13 protein-coding genes are annotated in these 12,250 nt (G+C 62.1%); 4 read left to right on the top strand and 9 right to left on the bottom strand.

The window, feature by feature from the left end; genetic code table 11:
• Positions 1 to 37: 37 nt before the first annotated feature.
• The 9 genes from QZ869_RS13370 to QZ869_RS13410 all read right to left on the bottom strand — a co-directional run bounded on the left by QZ869_RS13370 (position 38) and on the right by QZ869_RS13410 (position 9,469).
• On the bottom strand, positions 38 to 565 hold the full coding sequence (locus QZ869_RS13370) for a cytochrome c (protein ID WP_236769785.1): 528 nt from the start codon (positions 563 to 565) through the stop codon (positions 38 to 40).
• Positions 549 to 3,710, bottom strand: a complete 3,162-nt coding sequence (locus tag QZ869_RS13375) for a CusA/CzcA family heavy metal efflux RND transporter (RefSeq protein WP_296105396.1) — start codon at positions 3,708 to 3,710, stop codon at positions 549 to 551. Before QZ869_RS13375 ends, QZ869_RS13370 begins: the two co-directional genes overlap by 17 nt.
• Entirely contained in the window at positions 3,707 to 5,182 is a 1,476-nt protein-coding gene (locus QZ869_RS13380) for an efflux RND transporter periplasmic adaptor subunit (RefSeq protein WP_296105397.1), read from the bottom strand. The genes QZ869_RS13375 and QZ869_RS13380 overlap by 4 nt, the downstream gene beginning before the upstream one ends.
• Positions 5,179 to 5,583, bottom strand: coding sequence for a FixH family protein (locus QZ869_RS13385; RefSeq protein WP_153312733.1), 405 nt, complete (start codon positions 5,581 to 5,583; stop codon positions 5,179 to 5,181). Before QZ869_RS13385 ends, QZ869_RS13380 begins: the two co-directional genes overlap by 4 nt.
• A gap of 95 nt (positions 5,584 to 5,678) precedes the next feature.
• On the bottom strand, positions 5,679 to 6,209 hold the full coding sequence (locus QZ869_RS13390) for a hypothetical protein (RefSeq protein WP_296105399.1): 531 nt from the start codon (positions 6,207 to 6,209) through the stop codon (positions 5,679 to 5,681).
• A 16-nt stretch (positions 6,210 to 6,225) separates the two neighbouring features.
• A complete protein-coding gene (locus QZ869_RS13395) occupies positions 6,226 to 6,558 on the bottom strand; it encodes a four-helix bundle copper-binding protein (RefSeq protein WP_062428063.1) in 333 nt (110 codons plus the stop codon).
• A complete protein-coding gene (locus tag QZ869_RS13400) occupies positions 6,558 to 6,986 on the bottom strand; it encodes a DUF305 domain-containing protein (RefSeq protein ID WP_062428062.1) in 429 nt (142 codons plus the stop codon). Before QZ869_RS13400 ends, QZ869_RS13395 begins: the two co-directional genes overlap by 1 nt.
• A gap of 481 nt (positions 6,987 to 7,467) precedes the next feature.
• Positions 7,468 to 8,805 (bottom strand): ATP-binding protein, encoded by a 1,338-nt coding sequence (locus QZ869_RS13405; RefSeq protein ID WP_062428060.1) that lies wholly within the window; start codon positions 8,803 to 8,805, stop codon positions 7,468 to 7,470.
• A complete protein-coding gene (locus QZ869_RS13410; protein WP_062428059.1) occupies positions 8,792 to 9,469 on the bottom strand; it encodes a winged helix-turn-helix domain-containing protein in 678 nt (225 codons plus the stop codon). The genes QZ869_RS13405 and QZ869_RS13410 overlap by 14 nt, the downstream gene beginning before the upstream one ends.
• A gap of 218 nt (positions 9,470 to 9,687) precedes the next feature.
• On the opposite strand from QZ869_RS13410, the gene QZ869_RS13415 reads away from it, so the two are divergent.
• The 4 genes from QZ869_RS13415 (at position 9,688) to QZ869_RS13430 (ending at position 12,249) form a co-directional block, all read left to right on the top strand.
• Entirely contained in the window at positions 9,688 to 11,016 is a 1,329-nt protein-coding gene (locus QZ869_RS13415; RefSeq protein ID WP_296105403.1) for an adenylate/guanylate cyclase domain-containing protein, read from the top strand.
• 134 nt (positions 11,017 to 11,150) lie between these two features.
• Positions 11,151 to 11,420, top strand: coding sequence for a hypothetical protein (locus tag QZ869_RS13420; protein ID WP_153312729.1), 270 nt, complete (start codon positions 11,151 to 11,153; stop codon positions 11,418 to 11,420).
• 132 nt (positions 11,421 to 11,552) lie between these two features.
• Entirely contained in the window at positions 11,553 to 11,939 is a 387-nt protein-coding gene (locus tag QZ869_RS13425; RefSeq protein WP_296105406.1) for a hypothetical protein, read from the top strand.
• Positions 11,940 to 12,027: 88 nt separating this feature from the next.
• Positions 12,028 to 12,249, top strand: coding sequence for a hypothetical protein (locus QZ869_RS13430; RefSeq protein ID WP_062428055.1), 222 nt, complete (start codon positions 12,028 to 12,030; stop codon positions 12,247 to 12,249).
• The last annotated feature ends 1 nt before the right edge of the window (position 12,250 follow it).

Consider the following 12,250-nt stretch of genomic DNA (forward strand, 5'->3'; position numbering starts at 1 on the left):
GCCACAATGTTCGTAGCCGACATGGCGTGGGGCGGGCCTACGGCCGCCGAAACTTCGCGTGGCAGCTCGTGCACGTCTGGAGCATGAGGTGGTAGGCATGCTCGGCGGGCACGCCGGCAGCATCGCGCGACGCTTCTGCCTTCGGAGCGAAGGGGCTTCCGAGCAGCGTTCCGCGCATCCTCGTGTCCGGACCAAGCCGGTCGGGATTCCGGTCCGCCGCGGCGGAAAGCGCCGCCGCATAGGCTTCAAGGTCGTCGGCGAGCCTGCCGAATTCCTCGGCTGACGACGAAATCATGTCCGCATCGGCTTTCGAATCCGACTGCTGCCCGCCGCCGAAATCTTCGACCAGGCGGCGCCCCGCATGGGTCCGGATGTTTTCGGCCGCCTCCTTGAACTCCGCCTGCGAGTACGGCCTCCTTCCCTCGAACAGCTCGCCGACGATCCTCGCGGAGCCGGCCATCGACTTCATGTCGGCCTGCCGCTCCCAGGCGGGGGCGGCTGTGACCGCGCCGGCGAGCGCGAGGACGAGGCCGGCGGTCAGGCAGTCGTCAGCCAGCCGTTTCAAGAGACGCCTCCCTGGTGGTCGGGCTTTCGGTCGCGGGGACGAGTCGCCATCCCTTCGCGAGAGCGTAGACGGCCGGGATGACGACGAGCGTCAGCACCGTGGACGACATCATGCCTCCGATCATCGGAACGGCGATCCTCTGCATGATCTCCGATCCCGTCCCCGTGCTCCAGAGGATGGGAATCAGGCCGGCCATGATGGCGACGACCGTCATCATCTTCGGGCGCACGCGCTCGACGGCCCCGACGACGATCGCCCGGTGCAGATCGGCCCGCGTTAGGTTCCGCCCTTGGGCGGCGCATCGCTCGCGCTCCTCCGCCAGCGCGTGATCCAGATAGATGAGCATTATCACCCCCGTTTCGGCCGCGACGCCCGCGAGCGCTATGAAGCCCACCGCAACTGCGACGGACATGTTGAAGCCCAGCCACCACATCAGCCAGATGCCGCCGACCAGGGCGAACGGCAGCGAGAGCATCACGATCAGGGTCTCCGTCAGCCGCCGGAAGTTGAGGTAGAGCAGCAGAAAGATGAGGGCCAGTGTCAGCGGCACGACGAGGGCCAGCCTCGCCTTCGCCCGCTCCAGGTACTCGAATTGGCCGCTCCAGCCCAGCGAGTAGCCCGGAGGCAGACGGACCTCGCCTTCGACCGCAGCCTTCGCCTCCGCCACGTAGCCGCCCAGGTCGCGGCCTGCGATGTCGACGAAGACGTAGATGGCGAGTTGCCCGTTCTCGGTCCTGATCGAGGTCGCCCCTCTTGTGAGCTCGATCGTGGCGACGTCTCCTAGCGGGACCGTGCCTCCGCCCGGCAGGCCGACGAGAACGTCGCGGCCGATGGCCTGCGGGTCGCTGCGGTAGTCGCGCGGATATCGGACGGCGACCGAGTACCGCTCGCGGCCTTCGACCGTGGTCGTCAGGGTTTCGGAGCCGAGCGCCATGCCGACGACGTCCTGGACGCTGTCGACGGTCAGTCCGTAGCGCGCGAGCGCCGCCCGGTCGGGGACGATGTCGAGGTAGTAGCCGCCGATGACGCGCTCCGCGTAGGCCGAGGACGTTCCCGGCACCGTCCTTAGGACGGTCTCGACGCGGCGGGCGACTTTCTCCATCTCGCCAAGATCCGTTCCGAACACCTTGACCCCGACCGGGGTGCGAATCCCGGTCGACAGCATGTCTATGCGCGCCCGGATCGGCATCGTCCAGGCATTGGAGACGCCGGGAAACTGGAGCGCGGCGTCCATCTCCTGCCTGAGCGTTTCGACCGTCACGCCCGGCCGCCACTGGTCCTTCGGCTTCAGGGTGATGATGGTCTCGAACATCTCGGTCGGCGCGGGATCGGTCGCCGTCAGCGCCCGTCCCGCCTTCCCGAACACGGTTTCGACCTCAGGGAACGACTTGATGATGCGGTCCTGCGTCTGCATGAGCTCGGCGGCCTTGGTGACCGAAAGGCCGGGCAACGTTGTTGGCATGTACATCAGCGTGCCCTCGTCGAGCGCGGGCATGAACTCGCTGCCGAGCTGCCGGGCCGGCCATACGGTGACCGCCAGGGCGGCGAGCGCGACGACGATCGTCAGCGCCCTCGCCCTGAGGACGCCTGCAATCACCGGGCGGTAGACCCAGATCAGCATCCGGTTCACGGGGTTCCTGTGCTCGGGGATGATCCTTCCCCGCACGAAGACGACCATGAGCGCCGGCACGAGGCTGACCGAGAGGATCGCCGCGGCCGCCATCGCGAACGTCTTGGTGAACGCCAGGGGGCCGAACAGACGACCTTCCTGGGACTCGAGCGTGAAGATCGGCAGGAAGGACACGGTGATGATCAGGAGGCTGAAAAACAGCGCCGGGCCGACTTCGGACGCTGCCTCGACAAGGACGTCGAGGCGCGGCTTGTCGGGAGGCGACCGTTCGAGATGCTTGTGGGCGTTCTCGATCATCACGATGGCGGCGTCGATCATCGCGCCGATGGCGATGGCGATCCCGCCCAGGCTCATGATGTTTGCTCCGATACCGAGCATGCGCATCGCCGCGAAGGCCATCAGGATGCCGACCGGAAGCATGACGATCGCCACGAGGGCGCTCCTGACATGCATGAGGAAGACGACGGTCACGATCGCGACGACGACCGACTCTTCGAGAAGCGTCCCCTTGAGCGTCTCGATGGCCGCCTCAATCAGCCGCGAGCGGTCGTAGACGGGGACGATCTCGGCGCCTGCCGGAAGGCTGGCCTTCAGGGCGTCGATGTTGCGCTTCGTGTTTTCGATGACCGTGAGCGCGTTCGATCCGTAGCGCTGCAGCACGATGCCCCCGGCGACCTCGCCTTCTCCATTCAGCTCGGTGATGCCGCGGCGCTCGTCGGGCACGAGTTCGACCCTGGCCACGTCCGCCAGCCGCAGCGGCACGCCCTTTTCGGACCTCAGCACGACGTTTTCGATGTCCGCCACGCCATGGAGGTAGCCGCGTCCGCGCACCATGTATTCGAACTCGGAGAGCTCGACCGTGCGGCCTCCGACGTCGCGGTTGCTGGCCTTCACCGCCGACGCTACTTCGCCCAGCCCGACGCCCTGCGCCTTCAGCCTGACGGGGTCCACCACGACGGAATACTGCTTCACGAACCCGCCGACGCTCGCGACCTCCGCCACGCCTTCGGACCGCGACAGCGCGAACTTGACGACCCAGTCCTGCAGCGAACGGAGTTCTGCAAGGGACATCTCCTTGGCGATCACCGCGTACTGGTAGACCCATCCCACGCCCGTGGCGTCGGGGCCGAGCGTCGGGACGACGCCTTCGGGCAGGCGGCTTGCGGCGGCGTTCAGGAATTCGAGCACGCGGCTTCTCGCCCAGTACGGATCGGTGCCGTCCTCGAAGATCACGTAGACGAACGACACGCCGAAGAATGAGAAGCCCCGGACGACCCTGGATTTCGGGACCGTCAGCATCGAGCTCGTCAGCGGATAGGTGACCTGGTCCTCGACGACCTGGGGCGCCTGACCGGGATAGTCGGTATAGACGATGACCTGCACGTCGGAGAGGTCGGGGATGGCGTCGAGCGGGAGCGTCCGCAGCGCGTGGACGCCGCCGGCCGCCGCGAGAAACGCGCCGACGAAGACAAGAAGCAGGTTGCGCGCCGACCAAGATATCAGTCGTGAGATCATGGCTGCGCATCCTCCGCGGCGAGCGCGTTCAGCGCGGAGTTCAGATTGCTTTCGGCGTCGAGGAGGAAGTTGGCGGCGACGACCACGCGTTCTCCTGCCGCCAGTCCGGAAGTCACCTCCGTCCTTTGGGCCGCACGGACGCCCACCTCGACGTCGCGCGGTTCGAACCTCCCCTCGCCCTTGTCGATGAAGACGACGCGCCTGCTTCCCGTGTCGACGATCGCGTCGTTCGGCACGGAGATGACCGGATCCGGCCGGCCGGTCGCTATCTCGACGTTGCCGAACATGTTGGGAAGAAGCCCGCCGTCCGGATTGGGCAGCCGGATCCGCACCCTGGCGGTCCTCGTCTGCTCGCGGATCTCGGGCTCCACCAGCTCGACCACGCCGCGGACCGTCGCGCCGGGCCGGGCGCCGACCGCCACCGTAGCTTCGGCTCCGACCGCGACGGCGGCGAGCTGACTTTCCGGAACGTCCGCCACCATCCAGACTTCGCGGATGTCGGCGATCCTGAACAGGACGTCGCCGGGCTCGGCCATGCTGCCCGGCGTGGTCGAACGCTCGACGACGATCCCGTCCACTGGGGCGTCGAACGAGATGCTGGACGGAACCTTCCGGTCCCTGCGGATGGCCTCGACCATGCGGTCGGACATTCCGAGGTTGCGAAGCCTCAGGGCGCTTCCGGCGGTGTCGCCGCCTCCGGACACGACGTTGGCGTACTCGGAAGCGGCCGTCGCGACGTCCTTCGAGTAGAACCTGAAGAGGGTTTCGCCGGCCTTCACGCGGCTGCCCGCCGTAACCGGGGCGACGTCCTCGACGAACGAGTCCGAGCGCATGCTGACGGTGTGGATCCGTCGATCGTCGAGTATGACGACGCCAGGGACGCGCAGCGTCGTCGGCAGGCTCTCCATCGTGACGTCCGCGGTCCTGACGCCGGTCCGCTGCAGCTTTCCGAGTGGAACCCGGACGGTGGACCCGCCTTCGGCCTCGCCCTCGTAGACCGGAACGTAGTCCATTCCCATCGAATCCTTCTTCGGCACCTTCGAGGTGTCTGGAAGACCCATGGGGTTACGGTAGTACAGGATCTTCCGCCCAGACGCGGATGCGCCTGCCGATCCGGTCTCGGCGACGTTCACATCCGGCTGCTCGCCTTCCGCCTTTTCGCCCGGCTTCGCGCCTTCGGGCTTGTCGGCGAGGTTGACGTCCTCGCTGGCCCGCACCGGAAGATAATCCCTTCCGTCCGGCGTCTTCGCAGACCCCGCAGACCATGCGGGGTCGCCATCGGGATGCCGATAGTAGATGACGGAGCCGGTTCCTGGTGGCCGGGCATCTTCTGCGACTGCCGGCTCTTCCGCCGTCAGAAGCCTGAGGGCGGCGACGTCGGGGACGGCGACCCGGCCGGCGCCGACCAGGTATCCTCCCCCGCCACCGATGGCGAGGGAGCATGCGGACAGGAGCAAAGCGGCGGTCTTCACGGGAGGGCCTTCAGAACGACTTCGCCCTGCACGGTCTCGGGTTCGCCCTGCACCTTCGCAGCCACCTTGAAGCGCCAGCCGCCCGCCATCGACAGGTTGGTGCGGAAACGGTAGACGCCCGGCTCGGTGGCGGGGAGGTTCTCTACTGAGGTGGTCATCATCTCCATGCCATCGGGCGCCATGTCCATCCGGGTGGTGAAGATGACCGCGCCAGGCACTGGTTTTCCGGACCGCTTGTCGACCAGCCTGACGGCCACTTCGGCCTGCGGACCGTGCTTCACCTCGGAGGCGACCGGCTGGAATTCGTAGTCGCCGGCCCCTGCCACGGCGGCGCTCGCGGATACGGCAAGGAATGCGAGCGCGGCGGCAGCCGCCCGCACGGGTATGTTTCTGTTCTTCATGATTCACATCTCAGAATGCGCAGATGTGCGCAGGATACGGACGCGCCGGACCGTTCCTGAAAGCGGGACGGCCAGACGCAGCGAACGAGTGTGAATTAGGCGCGCGGAGGTCTTGGAGGTGGCTCGACCAGCGCCGAAGCGAATTCAACTCCCGCAAGGCGCGGAAAACACATCGGCAGCGGGAGGACGACGGGCAGGCTCGCAGCAGCGGACAGGTTGCCGACGATCACCGTGGAGCATACCAGCGCAAGGGGGCAGGACTTCATGCAGTCGGGGACCGCAGGCTTCTTCTCTTCCGGACAGCAGGGCATGTCCGCCATAGCTTCCTCGTCCGGAGACTGGTCCGCCATGTCCATCGTCATGCCGGTCATCGAGCCCCATGAAGCCATGGCGGCCGCGGCCGCGGTCACGCTCGCCGGCCCCATCAGGACGGCAAGCATGGCGAACGCGCAGAGAATGCGTTGGATGACCATGACCGGCTTCATGATTTCATTCTTGCACGACAGGCAGGCCGTTGTGAAGACGCCGGAGCGCCGTGCGCCATCCGGTCGCGACAGCGACCTCGGTACTCGCCCTTCCGCGACGGTCGCGACGAGGCTTGGAATGATGCCGGGAGGATGAGGCACACCCTCCCGGCTGTTGTCAGGCCGCCATCTGCTCGCAGCTATCCGCGCACTTCCGGCACGCGTCGACGCAAGCCTGCATGTCGCCGACGCGCTCGCAGTCGTCGGCGCACTGGCGGCAGATCTCGGCGCATTCCCTGCACGTGTGCCTATGGTGCTCGGTGCCGATCAGCATGAAATGGGCCGACGTCCGGCACATCTCGGCGCAGGCCATCATCAGCTTGAAGTGGGACGGCTCAGTGTGCTTGCCGCCCATATCCAGGCAGTGTCCCATCGCCATCGACAGGCACTCGCTGTAGCAGGCGAGGCAGTTGTCAATGCATTCCTTCATCTGCGAAGACATGTGGTGCATCACTTTGCCTCCTTCTCAACCCAGGCGGTCAGTTCCTTGATCTCCTTGGTCTGGTCGTCGATGATCTTCTGGGCTCTGGCCTTATTGTCAGCGTTGTCGCCATATTTAAGCTCGACCTGAGCCATGCTGATCGCGCCCATGTGGTGGGCGATCATGCCGCAGGCGAAGGCCACGTCCGGGTCCTTTTTCATCATGCCCTGCATCATGTTCATGCTCATGGCCTTCATGCCGTCCATCGACTCCTTTTGATAGTCGGTCATGTCAGCCATCTGCACGTTGTGATTCTGCATGGACATGTTACTAGTTGAAGCCATTTCAGATTTGCACATGTCGGGAAACGCCGTTTGTGCGTTTGCCATGGGCATAGTGGAGAAAAAAGCTCCTATAAAGAGGGCGTTTGCAATTTTCATCTTGAGGATGTGGTTCATCTCGAACTCCTGTCGCTTGTGTTGAAATCAGGCGGTTCGGAGTATCTTGGAGGGGGGTCAATTGTCCTTATAAGAAGAAGTTCGAGGCCCGCGGCGTGCGCAGGATGAGGATGGAACGATGCCTTGCCGCGGAGAGGATATACTTGACATGGTGATGTCATGAGGCAGCAATGCATCGATACGCAGCAATCCAACGCAATGTTTGAGGTGTCGCTGTGCGAGATCTCGGTTATGGATTCTGTCATGCAACCGAATTTGGTAGCTCCGCCATGGGCAGTGACCGGCATCCAGATGCTCACAAGTAAGCCGAGCATGCCTACGATAAACGGCAGTCTGCTAGCAAACATCATGGGCTTCTCCCTATTCTCGATGCAAACTAGGTGAGGAACCAAAAGTTCCGCACCTCCCAATATCCCGCAATTGTTGTCCATGTTGGACAGACCTTGAAGATTGTCTTTCGTCCAAGATGAACTCGCAGGTTTCACGCCATGGGGAGACTGATCGAGAACCTAGCTCCGGGCGAAGCATCTGAAAGCAATAGTTGAGCATCATGCAGTTCGCAGATAGCTTTGACCATGCTAAGGCCCAGACCGGATCCCTCTGTAGTCCTGCTTTTGTCGAGACGATAAAATCGCTCAAAAACTTTTGTCCTCTCATTGGGAGGTATCCCCGGACCGTCGTCGGCGATGACGATAGTCACAGCGTTATCGTGACGCGACACCTGGGTAACTATGGTGCTTCCCTCGGGCGTGTGACGGATCGCGTTGACGAGCAGGTTCGCTAGCATTTGCCTCAAAAGGCCGGCATCGCCCCGCACCACACATCGGTCCAAAGTTACTTGGCTTTTGATAACATGGTTCTCCTCAGCAGCGATAACCTCAAACGTTTCGAGCATCTCCCGTGCAAGCTCGCCAATATCAACGCCCATGAAGTTAGCAGTACGGCTCTTGGACTCGATCTGCGCGATTCGCAGGAGCGCGTCAAACGTTTCAGCGAGCGTCGAAAGTTGCGTGAGCGCGGCCTCTGCGGCCGCCCTTACTTCGTCGGAGTTCTCGCGGGCCAGCGCCTCGTCGAGGGCTAGGAACGCACGGGCTACTGGCGTCTTGAGATCATGGGCTATATCGGTCGTGACCTGCCGGAGAGCACCCACGCTCGCCTCTAGTCTGCCGAGTGCGACATTCAGCTCGCTACAAAGCACGTCGATCTCGTCCATCTTGGGCGATACCTCCAGGCGCTTCGAAAGTTCGCCGTGGCCGACCGCATGGGCCGTTTGCGAAAGCGCAAATATCCTTTTTCTTGCCCTGTAGCGAAGGACCGCCGCACCTGCGAGGCTAATTGCGCAAACGACGGCAGTTGTCCACCCGAAACTGAACAGCACGATTCTCGCTAGCTGATAGGTGTCCCCCTCGCTCACGCCCACAACGAGGTCGTTTTCGGAAAGGCTGCTCCGGTAGAGCTTATAATTGTTCGAGTCGTCCGAAGCCACGCTCGAAAACCCGGTCGGCACTTGGCCGATGTCAACGTTGCCTGCGACCTTTCTCCCCAAAGCGTCCCGCAGCGTGTAGATCGTTTCCTGCCCGCGGATGGCGGGGCCGTGGCTGTTGATCATCTCGACGGCGCCGGGGAGACCCCGGAGACGGTAGATGGATTCGATCTCCCGGTAACGCTCCATGACCGCCGCGTCGAGACGGTCGTCCAGATAGCCGAGCACCATCTGGTAGGCGACAACGTTCGCGCCTAGATAGAAGATTATGAAGAGAGAGCTGTAGATAACAGCAAGCCGTACCGCCGTGCTCTTGAAGAAGCTACCTCCGGGCATGAAGCGAATAGCCTATGTTGCGAACGGTGTGTAGAAGCGGGACGTCGAACGGCTTGTCGATCTTTGAGCGTAGCCTGCTTATATGCGTCTCCACCACTGAGCTCTGCGGGTCGAAGTTGAAGTTCCATATTCTCTCGAGCAGCATTGTCTTGGTGAGTACCCTTCCTTCGTTTCTCATGAAGAGCTCGAGGAGAAGAAATTCGCGGGGTAAAAGCTCGATCGGTTCGCCGGACCGGAAGGCAAGACGTCTTATAAGATCGACTTCCAAGTCCGCCACACGTAGCTTGGTCTTCTCTTCCGACATCGGAGGCCTGCGCGTCAAAGCGTTGATTCTGGCGGTCAACTCGGAAAACGCGAAGGGTTTGACGAGATAGTCGTCGCCACCGGCTTCCAAGCCCTCCACCCTGTCGTCCACACCGCTCATCGCCGTCAGAAAAAGCGCCGGCGTCCGGACGGATGCCGAGCGCGCTGCCTTTACCAAGGAAAGACCGTCAAGGCCTGGAACCATCCTGTCAAGGATAAGGACATCATAGGTAGAATCGAGCGCAGCTGCTAGCCCCTCTCTTCCGTCCCTTACCCAGTCAACTACATGGCCGGCCGCGCTAAGCCCCCTAACGATGTATCCTCCGGTTTGTTCGTCGTCTTCCAGCAGCAGTATCTTCATAGGTTCCCGGACCAAACGTATTTTCAGCGGCCCATTCTGCCACCGAGTTTCGAAGTTTGCACCACGTGCCCCTTTGGTGAGGCACATATTTGGCCTGAAAGTTACAAATTTGTAAGAAACGTGAAACCGTAGAGAGAAGTGAGACGGTCATAGCGCAGGATCAACTGTCGAGGGCCTTATGTTGGCAGGTCCCTTTGGCGCTACGAAGGAAGCCCTGTTTGACTATCATCCGCCCGCCTTTCCGACCGCACGAACTCCCAATTCCGGCATCAGATGAGGCCAACGCTTCACACTTGGAGCGGTGTGGCGCCGGACGCCGCGCCGCAACCCGCATAATCGGCCCGGTTTTCAAAAGCGGCGGCGGCGTCCTCTTGGTCATGATCGTCGCTGAGTCCGGGAGGCACGCTCCGTTTGTTGGGCCTCTCGCCGCCGCGTATTTCGTGGCTTCGACAATCTGCTCGGCAATCCCGCTCTCGTGGGCAAGCCGGGTATACTCACCTAGGCTTCTGGTGTCCGTTTTGGACGCATCGCTGGTATCGGTGCTTCTCTACATGCAGATAGTGTCGGGACCGATTTCGGAAGACCACGGCCTTACGACTACGGGTCTGATCACCGCATTTGTCTTGCTCAGCCATGCCGCGCTCTCTCGGGATTCGAGGTCTGTCGCCGTTTTCTCTTCGATCGTCGTCGCGGCCTGGATAATGATGCTGGCGGCGACGGCCATTCGGCACAGCGCGTTTCATGCGGGCGTCTTCCTCGAAACGTTTTTCACAAGGGATCTTCTGCTTTTGGCCGGGTTTGCGTTCACCGCAGCCGCAGCCTTCCTATCAGCGTCCGAGTATGAGCGGACTCGTAGGCTCGCGGCCAAGGTCGAGATGCGCAGGAGAAATCTGTCGCGCTTCTTCTCGCCTGCCGTCGTCCATGATCTTCAGGACGCCGCCTCAACGCTGGGCCTAAAGCGCCGCAACGCCGCCATCATGTTCATCGACATTAGAGGGTTCACAAGCTACGCGGAGGACGCGCCGCCGACTGAACTCGCGGAAATGCTGGTGGAGTATCGCGGGATCGTGGCCTCATGCGTGTTCGAGCACGGAGGTGCGATCGACAAGTTCATGGGTGACGGCGTAATGGCGGTGTTCGGCCAGCCAAGACCCTACGCGGACGACGCCGCTCGCGCGCTCGCATGCGCCGACCGGTTAGTGCAGCAGCTCCGAATTTGGACGCGAGCCAACGAAGATGCGGGGCTTCCATCGCTTGTAGCAAGCGTCGGGGTTCACCATGGAGTCGTGATTGGCGGAATTCTTGGAAGTAGGAACCACGACGAATTCACGGTCCTTGGCGATGCGGTCAACGTCGCACAGCGGCTCCAAAGCCTCGCCAAGGTATTCAAGTGCGAGCTTGTCGTGTCAAAAGCGCTACTGGATCGAGTGGATCCCGCCGAAAGCAAAAGCGGATGGCAGATTGTGCCCGACGTCAAAATTGACGGGCGAAAGGCGACTATCGACGTAGCCTGTCGGCGGGATGCGACGGGCTACGAGCCCGAATGACCGAGCGGGTCACTCCTTGGGGCTAAACCCGCCCAAGTCTTACAAAAATGTAAGGGTGCAGCAAAGACCCTGTCAAAACACGGTAATACTATTCCCTTGCTGCAGTCGGCAGCGACAAGAACGAGGAAACTCCAATGAAGTCGATGATCGCCCTCACCATGATCATATCATCAATCGTCGCGACGCAAGCGTCCGCGACCGGAACCCTTTCGGCGAACGCGAATGCGGTCGACCGGATCACACAAGGCCACGCACAGCCCGGAGACACGGCGTCCTCGCGGTCCGACCCCTCGGTCACCTTCGAGGTTATGCAGGACGGCCGTGTCAAGCGAACCAATGGCAAATTTGGCACAGTGAGCATCTCGAATCCTGTCGCCGAAACCCTACGGGCGCGTCGTCGCTGATCTGCACGACCGCTCTTGCATGGTGATCGGGACTGTCTCGCGTCCCGCGCAAAAAGGGGAATTTTCATGTGGTGCGACGTAACGAGATTGACAGCACGTCTGCAGTATAATTGAAGTGGTTGGATGGGTAGGATGTATCGAATCACATCTACGGCGGCAAGACTCTTTTTCAGACTGGTGATGATAGTTTCACTGGCAGGGTACAGCTTTTCCGCAGTGAATGCCGCGATGCATCCCGCGGCGACCACGGTCGCCGTCGCTCAACCCCAAGACGACCACTCGTCTCACCACATGGAACAAACGGCCGAGGTCGTCCACGGCGGAGATCACGACGGCGCGCAGGAGCATGCCGGAAAGGCTAACAGCAAGAACTGTTGCCAGGACTTTTGCGGCGTCGCGGCGATCACGTGTTCTGGATCATTGGTCGACCGACCGCGCGTGGTTTCGCTCCATGGCTTTGTCGACGACACCGATGCGACCGGCCAATCCCCAAGCCTGAACCGACCGCCCAACATCTGAGAACTACCACCCGCAGGGCGGGTTTTTCTGTGCGTGCGCGCGCTCCCGCGTGGCCGCACAAACGCAATCTTATTCTCGGATTCTCACCATGAAACGTTTGTTCCTGGTGGTTGCCATGCCGCTTGCTGTGAGCGGATGCGCGTCCACGCTGCCTGAAGTCGTAACCGTAGCCGACAGTCCCGACATTGTGTCGGACGCTCGCCCTGTCCATTATCAGAGCCCCATTGGTGGATACACCCACCGCGTTCCCGTCGATCCGAAGCCGTGGCGGGATCTCAACGATTCCCAGGCCCCGAAGAAGAAGGGCTGAG

The organism is uncultured Agrobacterium sp. (assembly GCF_913777885.1).
Taxonomy (GTDB): domain Bacteria; phylum Pseudomonadota; class Alphaproteobacteria; order Rhizobiales; family Rhizobiaceae; genus Agrobacterium.

What these genes read in the sequence shown, in the direction of transcription:
- QZ869_RS13375 (WP_296105396.1), bottom strand. Translation starts at nt 3,710, where the DNA reads ATGATCTCACGACTGATATCTTGGTCGGCGCGCAACCTGCTTCTTGTC.
- QZ869_RS13430 (WP_062428055.1), top strand. Translation starts at nt 12,028, where the DNA reads ATGAAACGTTTGTTCCTGGTGGTTGCCATGCCGCTTGCTGTGAGCGGA.
- QZ869_RS13420 (WP_153312729.1), top strand. Translation starts at nt 11,151, where the DNA reads ATGAAGTCGATGATCGCCCTCACCATGATCATATCATCAATCGTCGCG.
- QZ869_RS13385 (WP_153312733.1), bottom strand. Translation starts at nt 5,583, where the DNA reads ATGAAGAACAGAAACATACCCGTGCGGGCGGCTGCCGCCGCGCTCGCA.
- QZ869_RS13410 (WP_062428059.1), bottom strand. Translation starts at nt 9,469, where the DNA reads ATGAAGATACTGCTGCTGGAAGACGACGAACAAACCGGAGGATACATC.
- QZ869_RS13405 (WP_062428060.1), bottom strand. Translation starts at nt 8,805, where the DNA reads ATGCCCGGAGGTAGCTTCTTCAAGAGCACGGCGGTACGGCTTGCTGTT.
- QZ869_RS13425 (WP_296105406.1), top strand. Translation starts at nt 11,553, where the DNA reads ATGTATCGAATCACATCTACGGCGGCAAGACTCTTTTTCAGACTGGTG.
- QZ869_RS13395 (WP_062428063.1), bottom strand. Translation starts at nt 6,558, where the DNA reads ATGCACCACATGTCTTCGCAGATGAAGGAATGCATTGACAACTGCCTC.
- QZ869_RS13400 (WP_062428062.1), bottom strand. Translation starts at nt 6,986, where the DNA reads ATGAACCACATCCTCAAGATGAAAATTGCAAACGCCCTCTTTATAGGA.